Annotated in this window: 12 protein-coding genes; 9 read left to right on the plus strand and 3 right to left on the minus strand. The window is 61.5% G+C overall.

The window, feature by feature from the left end; genetic code table 11:
• The first annotated feature begins 70 nt into the window (after positions 1 to 70).
• Genes BB934_RS30955 through hydA form a run of 5 tightly spaced genes read left to right on the plus strand, consistent with a single transcriptional unit; the run spans position 71 to position 4,657 of the window.
• Positions 71 to 742 (plus strand): amino acid ABC transporter permease, encoded by a 672-nt coding sequence (locus tag BB934_RS30955; protein ID WP_099514284.1) that lies wholly within the window; start codon positions 71 to 73, stop codon positions 740 to 742.
• Complete coding sequence (locus tag BB934_RS30960; protein ID WP_099513725.1) at positions 739 to 1,473, plus strand: amino acid ABC transporter ATP-binding protein; 735 nt, start codon at positions 739 to 741, stop codon at positions 1,471 to 1,473. Before BB934_RS30955 ends, BB934_RS30960 begins: the two co-directional genes overlap by 4 nt.
• A 12-nt stretch (positions 1,474 to 1,485) precedes the next feature.
• A complete protein-coding gene (locus BB934_RS30965) occupies positions 1,486 to 2,004 on the plus strand; it encodes an ureidoglycolate lyase (protein WP_099513726.1) in 519 nt (172 codons plus the stop codon).
• 8 nt (positions 2,005 to 2,012) lie between these two features.
• The gene (locus BB934_RS30970) at positions 2,013 to 3,227 is read left to right on the plus strand and encodes a cysteine desulfurase-like protein (RefSeq protein ID WP_099513727.1); all 1,215 of its coding nucleotides are present in this window, start codon (positions 2,013 to 2,015) and stop codon (positions 3,225 to 3,227) included.
• 11 nt (positions 3,228 to 3,238) lie between these two features.
• The gene (hydA, locus tag BB934_RS30975) at positions 3,239 to 4,657 is read left to right on the plus strand and encodes a dihydropyrimidinase (protein WP_099513728.1); all 1,419 of its coding nucleotides are present in this window, start codon (positions 3,239 to 3,241) and stop codon (positions 4,655 to 4,657) included.
• Between the two features lie 533 nt (positions 4,658 to 5,190).
• Here the strand turns inward: hydA and BB934_RS30980 are convergent.
• Positions 5,191 to 5,577 (minus strand): hypothetical protein, encoded by a 387-nt coding sequence (locus BB934_RS30980; RefSeq protein WP_099513729.1) that lies wholly within the window; start codon positions 5,575 to 5,577, stop codon positions 5,191 to 5,193.
• Positions 5,578 to 5,904: 327 nt separating this feature from the next.
• Here BB934_RS30980 and istA point away from each other — a divergent pair, with 327 nt between their 5' ends.
• Both istA and istB read left to right on the plus strand, forming a co-directional pair.
• Positions 5,905 to 7,392 (plus strand): IS21 family transposase, encoded by a 1,488-nt coding sequence (gene istA, locus BB934_RS30985; protein WP_157933989.1) that lies wholly within the window; start codon positions 5,905 to 5,907, stop codon positions 7,390 to 7,392.
• The gene (gene istB / locus BB934_RS30990) at positions 7,389 to 8,156 is read left to right on the plus strand and encodes an IS21-like element helper ATPase IstB (protein ID WP_099508287.1); all 768 of its coding nucleotides are present in this window, start codon (positions 7,389 to 7,391) and stop codon (positions 8,154 to 8,156) included. The genes istA and istB overlap by 4 nt, the downstream gene beginning before the upstream one ends.
• 253 nt (positions 8,157 to 8,409) lie before the next feature.
• Here the strand turns inward: istB and BB934_RS30995 are convergent, their stop codons facing one another.
• On the minus strand, positions 8,410 to 9,144 hold the full coding sequence (locus tag BB934_RS30995) for a PRC-barrel domain-containing protein (protein ID WP_099513730.1): 735 nt from the start codon (positions 9,142 to 9,144) through the stop codon (positions 8,410 to 8,412).
• Between the two features lie 315 nt (positions 9,145 to 9,459).
• On the opposite strand from BB934_RS30995, the gene BB934_RS31000 reads away from it, so the two are divergent.
• Together BB934_RS31000 and rsgA are read left to right on the plus strand one after the other, a co-directional pair.
• The gene (locus BB934_RS31000; RefSeq protein ID WP_099513731.1) at positions 9,460 to 9,681 is read left to right on the plus strand and encodes a DUF2934 domain-containing protein; all 222 of its coding nucleotides are present in this window, start codon (positions 9,460 to 9,462) and stop codon (positions 9,679 to 9,681) included.
• A gap of 294 nt (positions 9,682 to 9,975) precedes the next feature.
• Complete coding sequence (gene rsgA, locus BB934_RS31005) at positions 9,976 to 11,007, plus strand: ribosome small subunit-dependent GTPase A (RefSeq protein ID WP_237050504.1); 1,032 nt, start codon at positions 9,976 to 9,978, stop codon at positions 11,005 to 11,007.
• Between the two features lie 174 nt (positions 11,008 to 11,181).
• Here the strand turns inward: rsgA and BB934_RS31010 are convergent, their stop codons facing one another.
• Positions 11,182 to 12,609 (minus strand): alpha,alpha-trehalose-phosphate synthase (UDP-forming), encoded by a 1,428-nt coding sequence (locus BB934_RS31010; RefSeq protein WP_099513733.1) that lies wholly within the window; start codon positions 12,607 to 12,609, stop codon positions 11,182 to 11,184.
• Positions 12,610 to 12,668: the final 59 nt, after the last annotated feature.

Below are 12,668 nucleotides of genomic sequence, written 5' to 3' on the forward strand. Positions count from 1 at the left end.
ACTCTCACCGAGCGTCCGGCACCTGTGCCGGACGCTCGGCATGGCCACGAATGTTGAGGCGCTGCCCGTCATGTCCATCTTCGACACCTTCCTGAACTGGAAGGTTTTCGTCCAAACCCTTCCCCTCCTGTTGTCGGGCCTGACCACCACGCTGACCCTGGGAGTGACGGCCATCGTCCTGGGCTTCATCGGCGGGCTGGTTCTCGCGCTGGTCCGGCTCTATGCCAGCTCACCCCTAAGGCAGATCGCCGTCGCCTACATCGACCTCTTCCGCTCCATCCCGATCCTGGTTCTGCTCGTCGTCATTTACTATGCACTGCCATTCGTCGGGCTGCGGCTTTCCTCCTTCGGGGCCGCCGCCTCCGCCCTGAGCCTCGTTTCCGCCGCTTATTCCGCGGAGATCTTCCGGGCGGGCATCGAGGCCGTGCCGAGGGGCCAGTTCGAGGCCGCCCGCGCCCTCGGCCTGAGCCCCTGGCGGCGAATGAGCGACGTGGTGCTGCCGCAGGCGCTTCGGATAGTGATCCCGCCGATCACATCCAATTCCATCAACGTGATGAAGGACACGGCCCTCGCATCCGTGGTGGCGATGCCTGACCTGCTGAAGCAGGCAACGCAGGCGCAGGCGCTGGCGGCGAACCCGACGCCCCTTATCAGCGCGGCCATCATCTACATCCTGATCCTGATGCCGCTCGTGCGCCTCGTCGGGGTTTTCGAAAAGCGACTTGCGGTGAGGGGACGATGACGCGCCCGATTATCGAGATGAAAAACGTCATCAAATCGTTCGGCCTTTTCCAAGCGCTGCACGGTATCGACCTCAGGGTAAAAGAGGGGGAGATCGTCGTCATCATCGGTCCGTCCGGGTCAGGCAAGTCTACCCTGATCCGCTGCATCAACCAGCTTGAGGAGCACAACGGCGGTGTGATCATCGTCGACGGGGCGGAGGTTGGCCGCGGTCGCAAGAGCACCGTGCTCACCGAGGTGGGAATGGTGTTCCAGAGTTTCAACCTCTTTCCGCATATGACCGTACTCCGCAATGTTGCGCTCGGGCCCGTCCGCGTGCGCGGCCTGTCATGGGCGGCAGCGGAGGAGCGCGCCCAGCGCCTTCTGGCCCGCGTCGGGCTCGAGGATCACGTGGTGAAATATCCGGCGCAACTCTCCGGCGGGCAGCAGCAACGCGTCGGCATCGCCAGGGCGCTGGCCATGGAGCCGAAGGTCCTGCTCTTCGACGAGCCGACCTCCGCATTGGATCCGGAGATGGTAGGCGAGGTCCTGGATGTGATGCAGCAACTTGCTAAGACCGGCGTCACCATGGTCGTCGTGACTCATGAGATGGGATTTGCCCGCAAAGTCGCTGACCGGGTGGTGTTCATGGACGGAGGACGAATCGTCGAGGAGGGGCCTCCCGACGAGATCTTCAATGCGCCACGCGACCCGCGCCTCAGAAGCTTCCTTCAGGCCGTCCTTTCCCACTAGGCTTATACATCAGTGCAGACCCTGTCCCCAAAACGCTTGACGCCGTCAGTCTTCAGCCCTTTCGGCGAGGTGCTGTCCTTCGACCCGGAACGCAGCCGCCTGGTCAATGACGGGCGGGCGTTGCGCTTCGACACCGACACTCGCTTCGACCACGCTTCTCGCGATGGCGAGCCCGTGCTTGCAGTCTACCGGGCCTGCGGTGGACCGCTGCCGATGCGGCTCGTGACCTTCGAACGGCATCCTCTGTCGTCGCAGACGTTTGTGGCTCTCTCTGCTGAGCGTTTTCTGATCGTTGTCGCGCCGGAGGACCGAGCCGGGCTGCCCGATCTCGAGCGGGCCGAAGCGTTCGTCGGCCATCGGGGCGAGGGGGTCAACTACGCCCGCAACCTCTGGCACGCTCCAATCGCGGCGATTGGCGCCGACGGCGACTTTCTCATGTTCATGTGGGAAAGCGGCTCCCCCGAAGACTGCATTTTCCATCACCTCCACGAGCCGCTTGTCGTCGGCTCGATCCAACCGTCCGCAGAATAGGTGCATCCATGTCCCTTGATCTCGCCTTCGTCCGCTCCCAATTTCCGGCCCTGGCGGACGGCTTCGCCTATTTCGACAATGCTGGTGGCTCCCTGGTGCTGCGCAATGTCGCCGAGCGCATCTCGGAGTATCTCCTGACCACGAGCGTGCAGACCGGCGCTAGCTACGAGCATTCGCAACGGGCCACGAGCCGGCTCATGGAGGCCCGCGCCAAGATCGCGCGGCTGCTCGGCGCGGAACGCCCGGAGGAGATTGTGCTGGGACCCTCGACCACCGTCCTCGCCCAGTTCCTGTCCCGAGCCATGGAAGGCCGCCTCAAGCCGGGTGACGAGATCGTCGTCACGAATTTCGACCACGAGTCGAATATCGGTCCATGGCGCTCCCTGGAGAAGCGCGGCATCGTCATCAAGGAATGGTCCATCGATCGCGACAGCTACGAGATCGACCTGCATGAACTCGATCGCCTGATGACCGAACGGACCCGGCTTGTGGCGGTGACCCATGCGTCAAATATTATGGGCACCATCAACCCGGTCAAGGAGATCGCGCGCCGTGTGCACGAGCGGGGCGCCGAAATCGTCGTCGACGCCGTTGCCTATGCTCCCCACCGGGCTGTGAACGTGAACGATCTCGACGTCGACTACTACATCTTCAGCTTCTACAAGACCTACGGCCCCCACTTCGCCGTGATGTACGGCAAGTACGAGAAGCTGCTCGAGCTCGACGGGCTCTATCACTACTTCTACGGCCGCGAAAAGGTGCCGATGAAGCTCGAGCCCGGCAACACTAATTACGAACTCGCCTGGGGTTCGGCCGGCATCGTGGACTACATCGACGCCCTCGGCGGCGGCACCGGCGACCGGGCCGCCATCGACCGCGCCTTCGGTAAGATCGCGGCGCACGAGACCCTTCTGGGAGAAAAGCTCCTCGCCTATCTGAGGGACCGCAACGACGTGCGCATCGTCGGGCGCCGTGACAGCGCAACGGATCGCCGCGTACCGACCATCGCCTTCAAGGTGGACGGACGCGACTCGGCCGAGATCGTGCGTTCCATAGAAGCCGACAGGATCGGCATCCGCTTCGGGGACTTCCACTCCCGTCGTCTGATCGAGCACCTTGACCTTGCCGAAGGTAATGGCGTGGTGCGCGTCTCCATGGTGCACTACAATACGCCAGAGGAGGTCGACCGGCTGATCACAAGCCTCGACCGCGCGCTCGCCTGAGGAGGACGCCGATGGAGCTCGATCTCGCGATCCGGGGTGGCACTATCGTCACCGCATCCGACACGATCCGCTGCGACGTGGGTATCAGGGGTGAGCGCATCGTAGCGCTGGGCGAGAATCTTCGCGCCCAGCGCGAAATCGATGCTGCCGGGCTCCTCGTGCTCCCCGGGGGCATAGACAGCCATGTTCACATCGCGCAACCTTCCGGGCCCGGCGTGGTGATGGCGGATGACTTCGCCTCCGCCACAGCTTCGGCCGCGGCCGGCGGCAATACCACAGTCCTTCCCTTCGCGCTCCAGCAGCGGGGCACTTCTTTGCGCGCCTGCGTCGAGGACTACCGGCGGAAGGCCGAGAGCGAGTGCTACGTCGACACGGCCTTCCACCTGATCGTCTCTGATCCGACACCTGAGGTTCTAGGGCAGGAGCTTCCCGCACTGCTCAAGGACGGCTACACGTCGTTCAAGGTCTTCATGACCTACGATGATCTCGTGCTGAAGGACCGCGAGCTTCTCGACGTATTCGAGGTTGCGCGCCGGGAGCGCGCCCTCGTGATGGTTCACGCGGAAGGATACGACGCGATCCGCTACATGACCGAGCGCCTCGAGCGCGAGGGCCGGACCGCTCCCTATTATCATGCGGTTTCCCGCCCCGAGATCGTGGAGCGGGAGGCCACGCATCGGGCGATCAGCCATGCGGAGCTTGTCGATGTGCCGATCATGATCGTGCATGTGTCGGGCCGCGAGGCGATGGAGCAGATCCGCTGGGCACAGTCCCGCGGCCTCAAGGTCTATGCCGAGACCTGTCCACAATACATCACGCTCACCGCCGAGGACCTACAAGGTCCGGACATGGACATGAGTGGTGCGAAATACGTCTGCTCGCCTCCGCCGCGAGACGTTGAGAGCCAGGCGGCTATTTGGGAGGGTCTACGCAGCGGCGTGTTCCAGACTTTTTCCTCAGACCATTGCCCATTCCGCTACGACAGTCCGTCCGGCAAGCTCCACCCGAACGGCAAGACCTCCTTCCGCTGGGTGCCGAACGGCATCCCCGGTGTTGAGACCCGCCTGCCCATTCTGTTCTCGGAGGGCGTTTCCAAAGGACGGATCTCCCTCAACCGTTTCGTGGAACTGACCGCCACCAACCACGCGAAGATCTACGGCCTCTATCCACGCAAAGGTTCTATCGGCGTCGGCTTCGACGCGGACATCGTGCTCTGGGACCCGAACCGGCGCGAGGTCATCCGCCAGGAGATCCTGCACCACGGTGCCGACTACACGCCCTGGGAAGGGTTCGAGGTCACCGGATGGCCGGTGACGACGTTGCTGCGCGGCCAAATCGTGGCCGAAGGCGGACGTATCGTCGGTGCCAAGGGAGCTGGTCGCATCCTGGCACGGGACGTATCGGCCTATGCCGCGTCACCCTGCACCTGAAAGCGGCGCTTCCGCCTACCCTTCCTGAGATGGGGAAGCACCTATCCTTAGGCTCAACTAGGGACAGCCCACGGTGATCAAAATCGCCACTATCGCGTGCCCTGAGAAGGAATCTTCGCTGCTGCGCTGCACGCTTAATGCGAAGAGTTATAGGGGCGCGCTTCGACAACCGAAACTCTGGGGCGTTCCGAACAGCATTGCCGTCACCTCTGGGCGAACGAGGCCCACGGCTTTGAGGATCACCAAGGTCTCCGTTTGGCACATCTGCGAAGTAGGTCGAATGTCCGGTCGAGCGGGGAGTTGCAGACCCTCCCAGGGGGCCTGCCCAGGGGGCCTGTAATTTCCTCGGGCGACCCGTTTCAGACCTTCCGTGCGAAAGTTCATGAATGAGCCATCTCAAGCAGTTCGCAGGTTGCGTGCTGCGCCTCCAATGTGCCTCGTCCGCCTTGCCTGACGTGCCTAACCCGGTCCAACAACCCGCGGCGGAGCTGTCTTCTTCACGACAAATTCCCCGGGTGTTGCGCCTAAGGGCTCTACTCAGCGATGCCCTGGCGTAAGAGGCGGTTGACTGCTTCGACGACCCGCTGGTGCTCCTCCTCCGAGAAGGGATTGAGGTCGTGCATTTCCAGGCTGTTCAGGCCCTCAATGGCCAGCCAACCCAACAGCGCCGCGTCGAGATCATCCGACGTGGCTTTCAGGTTCTCCAGGGTCGCCTTGATGACCTCGCGCACGGGATCGAGCAGGCGCGGGTTCTCGGCCGAAGCGGCCAGCATGCCACTGGCAACCTCCTTCGTCTTGCCCTTGCGCAGTTTGAGCAGCGCCGCCGTGCACAGACGTGCTTCCAGGTTCCGCCCGGGCTCGGCTTCGGCTCGGAGCGCCTCTCGCTCCGCCGAAACCTCGTCGACGAGGCGCTGGACCATGGCCTGAAGCAGCGCCTCCTTGGTGGAAAAGTTGTAGAGTAGCCCACCCTTGCTGAGACCTGACCGTTCGGCGACGGCATCTAGATGTTTAGACCCTGGACATCACCTAGAAAACACCGCTCAGGAACAATTCGACAGGAATGGAGCAGCACTCGACTTCCTGAGGCTAATGGAAATCACGCGCACCATGGGTCCGGCGGCCACCCTGAGAACGGCGGTGCAAAATTTGACCACGGTAGCGGCGGGATAGACCCGCTGCGGGCGGCGCAAAAGTCGTCCACCTATTCCCTTTCTGCCGGTTGCAGGGAGGGCTGGGGGATTTTCACCGTGGAACTTTACCGGAAGGTTCGGCTGGCGTGCTCTGAAGGCATGAGCCAGCGCGAGGCGGCGAAGCATTTCAACATATCGCGCGACAGCGTTCGCAAGATGATGGCCTATGCGGAGCCGCCCGGCTATCGGCGTCATGCTCCTGTCCGGCGCCCGAAGCTGGAAACGTTCGTCCCGATCATCGATGCCTGGCTGGAGGGCGATCGGTCGGTTCACCGCAAGCAACGCCATACGGCGAAGCGGGTGTTTGACCGGCTCCGGGAGGAGCATGGGTTCACCGGCGGCTATACGACGATCAAAGACTACATCCGCGAGCGCGAGCGGCGATGCCAGGAGATGTTTGTGCCGCTGTCGCACCCACCCGGCCATGCGCAGGCCGACTTCGGGGAGGCGGTGGTCGTGATCGGCGGGGTGGAGCAGAAAGCGCATTTCTTCGTGCTTGATCTTCCGCACAGCGATGCGTGTTTCGTCCGGGCCTATCCCGCGGCTGTGTCTGAGGCCTGGGTGGACGGCCACATCCAGGCCTTTGCCTTCTTCGGTGCGGTGCCGCAGTCGGTGCTCTATGACAATGACCGCTGCCTGGTGGCAAAGATCCTGCCGGACGGGACGCGCAAGCGGGCGGCGTTGTTCAGTGGTTTCCTGTCGCACTACGTGATCCGGGATCGCTACGGTCGTCCGGGCAAGGGGAACGACAAAGGGAATGTGGAGGGCCTCGTCGGTTATTCCCGTCGCAACTTCATGGTGCCAATCCCGAACTTCCCGAGCTGGGAGACCTTCAACACCTGGCTGGAGGGGCAATGTCGCAAGCGGCAGGATGACAAGCTGCGGGGGCCGGCCGAGACGATCGGCCAGCGCCTGCAGCGGGATACCGCGGCCATGCGTCCCCTGCCGGCCTCGCCATTTGAGGCCTGCGATCAGGCCAGCGGGCGCGTCTCATCGCAGTCGCTCGTGCGCTACAAGACCAACGACTACTCGGTGCCCGTGGCCTGGGGCCATCAGGATGTCTGGATCCGGGGCTATGTCGACGAGGTGGTGATCGGCTGCCGCAGCGAGGTCATTGCGCGCCATCCCCGCAGCTACGAGCGGGAAGAGGTGATCTTTAATCCGCTACATTACCTCCCGTTGATCGAGAACAAGATCAACGCACTCGATCAGGCCGCTCCTTTGCAGGGATGGGACCTGCCCGAGGAGTTCGCGACCTTGCGCGGCTTGATGGAAGTCCGCATGAACAAGCAGGGCCGGCGCGAATATGTGCAGGTGCTGCGGCTGCTGGAACTCTTCAATCTCCCGGATCTCCATGCTGCGGTGAAGCAGGCCCTGCAGATGGGGGCGATCGGCTTCGATGCGGTCAAGCATCTGGTCCTGTGCCGGGTGGAGCGCAGACCGCCGCGGCTGGACCTCGATGTTTACCCCTATCTGCCGAAAGCCAGGGTCGAGAAGACATCGGCGGCGGCCTATATGTGCCTGATCTCGGAGGATGCCGCATGAGCGCTGAAGCTCCCGAGATTTTGCTCGCCCACCACCTCAAGGCGCTCAAACTGCCCACATTCCTGCGCGAGCACCAGAAGCTGGCCCGCCAATGCGCCACCGAGGGGCTTGACCATGTCCGCTTCTTGGCCCGGCTCGTGGAGATGGAGCTGATCGACCGCGAGCGGCGGATGGTCGAGCGGCGCATCAAGACCGCGAAGTTCCCGGCCGTCAAAAGCCTCGACAGCTTCGACTTCGCCGCCATCCCGAGACTGAACAAGATGCAGGTCCTAGAGCTGGCGCGTGGCGAGTGGATCGAGCGGCGCGAGAATGTCATTGCCCTCGGCCCCTCCGGCACCGGCAAGACCCATATCGCCCTGGGGCTCGGGCTGGCCGCCTGCCAAAGGGGACTGTCCGTCGGCTTCACCACAGCCTCTGCCCTGGTCAGCGAGATGATGGAGGCCCGTGACGAGCGCCGCCTGCTTCGTCTCCAGAGGCAGATGGCCGGATACAAGCTGCTGATCATCGACGAACTGGGCTTCGTGCCCCTCTCGAAGACCGGGGCGGAGCTGCTGTTCGAGCTGATCTCGCGACGCTACGAACGCGGCGCCACCCTCATAACCAGCAATCTGCCCTTTGACGAATGGACCGAGACCCTTGGCTCAGAACGCCTTACGGGCGCACTTCTCGACCGACTGACCCACCATGTCAGCATCCTCGAGATGAACGGCGAGAGCTACCGTCTTGCTCATAGCCGATCGCGCAAACGGCAAACATCGTCCTGAAATCAACCCGATGACAATTGGCCCAGGGGGCCAATGCGCCATGGCACGCGCCAGCTATGTGGTCAGCGCGCCCGCCACTGGCCCAGTTTTGCGCCGCCCCGTGGTCGACTTTTGAACCGCCGTTGACACCTATTTCGTCGAAAAGCCCATTCGTCCGGAAAGACTGCTTGAGATGATCCGAGCACTGCTCCGCGAGGAATAGGAGTGCCACGAACGCCGTGGCACTGAAACGCGGGCCAAACCCCTCCAGTAGTTATGGGCGCCCTGCAAAGAGCGCGTCATTTCGGGTGCGCCATGCTTCATCCGCCAGCCATTTGTAGTCCTGATCAGGCATGTGCGGCACAGTCCTGACGCTTGCCTCGGTCATGGGAAGGAAGAAGCTGTCCCGTTCCTGCGAGACCTTAAGGGAACGGATCGGAACGACGATGCTGTCCTTGCCGGGTGTGAAGAAACCTCCTGACGCCACAATAGCGTAGTCGCGGCGGTCTTTGGTGCCAAACACGACGTTTCTGACCTCTCCGACGATTTTGTCATCGGCACTTCGCACCTCTGCCCCGATGATCTGGTCGGCCCTCAAACCTGGAGCGAGCTCGTCGATGTGAATGAGCGGCCTGGCATCCTTATCGGCACGACGGCCCTGGACCGCGCCGCGCTGGACCTTCGGCTCGCGCGCGCTCATCTGGGTTTCCGCATCCTCTTCATCGTTGCCACCCAAGGAGTTCATTGGCGGGCCGGAGAGAAGTTCGCGGATGTTGCCCAGAAGGCGCTCGCAATCGTCATGCCGCCCGTAAGACCAGAGCGTGATCGCAGCATCGCGTAAGTTGCGCAGGTCCCGAACCGTCTGGCGATTGGCCTTCCCGCGAAGCTCGGGCTTTTGCAGGATGGCTTCTTCGAGTTTGGCATCGGCGATCTGGCACTCGGCCATCGCTTGGGTGGCGCCGAGCATGCCGAGGAGAGTGACGGTGAGGAGAAGTCGTGCCGGTTTCATGATTGGTCCAATTTGTGGGAGAGGCAGGCGGAAGGCAAAAGCTGCCTCTTGCCCCAGCCATAGGTTTGTAGGGTAGCGGTAGAAATATTAATGTCGCTGCGAAACGACGTTGCCAGCTAGCAGTATGATCTTCAGAGATAAAAATATTTGATAATTCTTCAGGAAGATGAGGAATTAGAGTTGATTATACAATAATCTACGCAATTTTCATACATAATAATACTCAGTTTTATTTCCATATGTCTTAGGTTGACCTTCAATAAGCCTTCGTTGAGATCATATCATTCTGGAACAGAATGACGGAGGGACCACGATATGGAACAGCATGCCAACGATACAGAGAACCGGGTGAGACAGCGTGCCTACGAGCTGTGGGAGCAGCACGGCAGCCGAGAAGGCCACGAGGCTGAGTTTTGGCATCAGGCCGAACGTGAGTTGAAAGGCGAAGCGAGCAGCAGCGACACGAGCAGAGGCATCAGCGCCAATACGGCATACAATAGGAGTGGTTCCGGATCCGACGGACCTGGAAAGGTCTGACAACAAGGCGGGCGAGGAGTCATCTTGGCAGTTGATCCGCAACATTCCTGTGCGCCTTATTTGCCCCATGGGACGATAGCAGGAATTGCCGGTCTTGAATTCGAGGCCGGCGAAACAGTCTCGTACGGATCTCATGGCTCGACACCCTGTTGTCATTTCAGTCGGAATACTCAGGGGAGGTGGGTCACGAGCGCCAACACAGTGTCCCGTACTCGTGGGTTCCTGTTTCTCGGCGGTCAGCTCATCTCTAAAGGATGCTCGCTCTGATTGTGACAATGTGTGATTGGAAAAACCGTGACAGAGGCCTCGAACACCCGTCCCGTGTCTCTTTCAAGTTTGGGATGGTCTGATTTTTTCGAGGATCAACTTGAAGCCCATGAGGCCGGGCTTGCCCCCCATCGTATCGCCACCGTTCACCGCGCCCGCCTGACCGCCATATCCCAGACCGGGCCGGTCGGACTGACGCTTCCGGTTCATAGCCAGACTGGCGATTTTGCCGTGGGGGACTGGGTGCTTGCCGACCCACAAACCCGATTGCTGCATCGCCGATTGAACCGCAAGACGGTGCTGGAGCGTCGTACCGAAGGCAGCAAGACCCCGCAGCTTGCTGGTGCCAATGTCGACACGCTGTTCATCGTCACCTCGTGCAATGCCGATTTCAATCCCGCCCGGCTTGAGCGCTATCTTGCGTTGGCGAACGAGGCCGGGACCAATCCGGTGATTCTGCTGACTAAGGCTGACACTGCGACGGATGCGCCGGCGTATCTAAATCAGGCGAGCGCGCTGCAACGCGGGCTGGCCGTTGTGATCCTAAACCCCCGATCTGGAGATGCCGCAGCTGCTCTCGCCCCATGGTGCCATGACGGGCAGACAGTGGCGCTGGTCGGATCCTCGGGTGTCGGCAAGTCGACGTTGGTGAACACTCTGGCGGGCCTGACGCCGGGACGGGCCCAGGAAACCGGGGGCATTCGCGAACACGATGCCAAAGGACGTCACACCACGACCTCGCGCTCGCTTCACGCCATAGCCGGTGGCGGATGGGTAATTGACACGCCGGGAATGCGCTCGCTCCGCGTCAGCGATGCGGCCTTTGGCATCGAGACCCTGTTCGCTGAAATCACCGAGCTCGCCCCTCACTGCCGGTTTCGCGACTGTACCCACGCCCATGAACCTGGCTGCGCCGTTCAAGAAGCCGTCGCGGCAGGTGTGCTGGACCCGGAGCGTCTCACCCGATGGCGCAAGCTGTCGCAGGAAAGCAGCAACCAGACGGCGGGTCGCGATGCGCCACGCGGCAATGTCGGTGCGAGTCGCAACAAGAATCGCTGAACGAGTGGCAGGGCTGCTCACCTCCATGTCAGATCGATCGCTTCACGATAAGGTCTGCTCGCACTGGACCCAATGCAAAGACTGCGATGCAAACATCGCAGTCCACCTGAGGCTCATACTCTGCTTGTTGGAAATCCTTACGTTAGCCCAGGCAAGAAACCGGTTTGGCGGCTCCTATCGTTCATCTTCTTTTCTAGCAGGCCTCGTTCTGCTGCGTCCCTTGCTTGCCTTGGTAGCGGCCAGATCCTTGATAAATGCCGCCGCCCACCGTGAGACATCGGAATTCCAAAGAATCTTCAGCATCGCCTGCCAGCGAGCGACCCGCTCCTCTTGGCTCATGTGCAGCGCGTGCTGAAACGCCTCCGCGACTTCGACCTTATCGTTCGGATTGACGATGAGTGCATCGGTGAGCTCCTCAGCGGATCCGGCGAATTTCGACAGGATGAGAACACCGGGATCCTGCGGGTCCTGAGCTGCCACGTATTCTTTGGCCACGAGATTCATCCCATCGCGCATGGGGGTCACGAGCCCGACCCGGGCCAGCCGATAAAGGCGAGCAAGGACCGCGCGAGAATAGGTGCTCGTCACATAGTGGATCGGCACCCAGCCAGGCTCTCCCAAGGAGCCGTTGATCCGCCCCAGCGTCTCATTCACGTCTCGGCTGAGGGTTGCGTACTCGGGCACTTCGCTGCGGCTTGTTGGGGCAATCTGCAGATAGGTCACCCGTCCCCGCTGATCCGGATGGCTGACCAGAAAGCGCTCGAAAGCCTCCATGCGCTCAGGAATGCCTTTTGAGTAATCCAGCCGATCAACCCCGATGATCAGCTTGCGGGACCCCAGACCCGCAATCGTCTGCTTCAGAAGCCGGGTTGAGCCGGAGCGTTGGGCTGCTTGCTGGAACCCATTGACGTCAATGCCGATTGGAGCGCTTTTGATGCGGACTCGTCGGCTTCCGACGTCGAGAAGGTCTGCCCTGCGGTGGATTGCGCCAAGTTCCTGGACGAGGCTGCGTCTGAGGTTGTCGGCATCCCGCTCTGTCTGCACGCCCACAAGATCATAGTCCGGAATGACGCGCAGGAGCTCTGTACTGCCTGGAAGAGCTCCAAAAACCTCAGGAGCAGGCCAGGGAATGTGATGAAAGTACCCGATCGGGTTGGTGATGCCGACAGCCCGCAACTCGCTCGCGAGGGGGATAAGGTGATAGTCGTGAACCCAGACAAGATCGTGAGGCTGGATCAGATGGGCCAGTGCACTGGCGAAGCTCCGATTGACCCGCAAGTACCCTGCGTAGTCAGCCCGCGAGAACTCGGACAGGCCAATCCGATAATGCATGATGGGCCAGAGCGCCCGGTTGGCGAAGCCGTTATAGTACTCCTGTCGATCGAGCGATGTCAGGTCCATGACAGCATACTGCACCTGTCCCTTATCGATGATCTTGGGATGGACCGCCGGATGGGCTGCAACCTTGCCGCTCCAGCCGAACCACAGCCCCTGGTAAGCTTGAAAGGCCTCGTGCAGGGCCACGGCTAAGCCTCCTGCAGCAGCTTTTCCGGTGGCGTCCGGGATAGCTACGCGATTGGAGATGACAACGAGCCGTCGCAAATGCACCGTTCCTTCTGTGGGGGGCTTGAGGGTAACCAAGGACGAACATTGTGGCATAT

It is taken from the genome of Microvirga ossetica, assembly GCF_002741015.1.
Taxonomy (GTDB): domain Bacteria; phylum Pseudomonadota; class Alphaproteobacteria; order Rhizobiales; family Beijerinckiaceae; genus Microvirga; species Microvirga ossetica.

Excerpts from the sequence above, each read along its gene's own strand:
- hydA (WP_099513728.1), top strand. The coding sequence starts at position 3,239 with ATGGAGCTCGATCTCGCGATCCGGGGTGGCACTATCGTCACCGCATCC.
- BB934_RS30970 (WP_099513727.1), top strand. The coding sequence starts at position 2,013 with ATGTCCCTTGATCTCGCCTTCGTCCGCTCCCAATTTCCGGCCCTGGCG.
- BB934_RS30995 (WP_099513730.1), bottom strand. The coding sequence starts at position 9,144 with ATGAAACCGGCACGACTTCTCCTCACCGTCACTCTCCTCGGCATGCTC.
- BB934_RS30980 (WP_099513729.1), bottom strand. The coding sequence starts at position 5,577 with ATGGTCCAGCGCCTCGTCGACGAGGTTTCGGCGGAGCGAGAGGCGCTC.
- BB934_RS31000 (WP_099513731.1), top strand. The coding sequence starts at position 9,460 with ATGGAACAGCATGCCAACGATACAGAGAACCGGGTGAGACAGCGTGCC.
- BB934_RS30955 (WP_099514284.1), top strand. The coding sequence starts at position 71 with ATGTCCATCTTCGACACCTTCCTGAACTGGAAGGTTTTCGTCCAAACC.
- istB (WP_099508287.1), top strand. The coding sequence starts at position 7,389 with ATGAGCGCTGAAGCTCCCGAGATTTTGCTCGCCCACCACCTCAAGGCG.
- BB934_RS30960 (WP_099513725.1), top strand. The coding sequence starts at position 739 with ATGACGCGCCCGATTATCGAGATGAAAAACGTCATCAAATCGTTCGGC.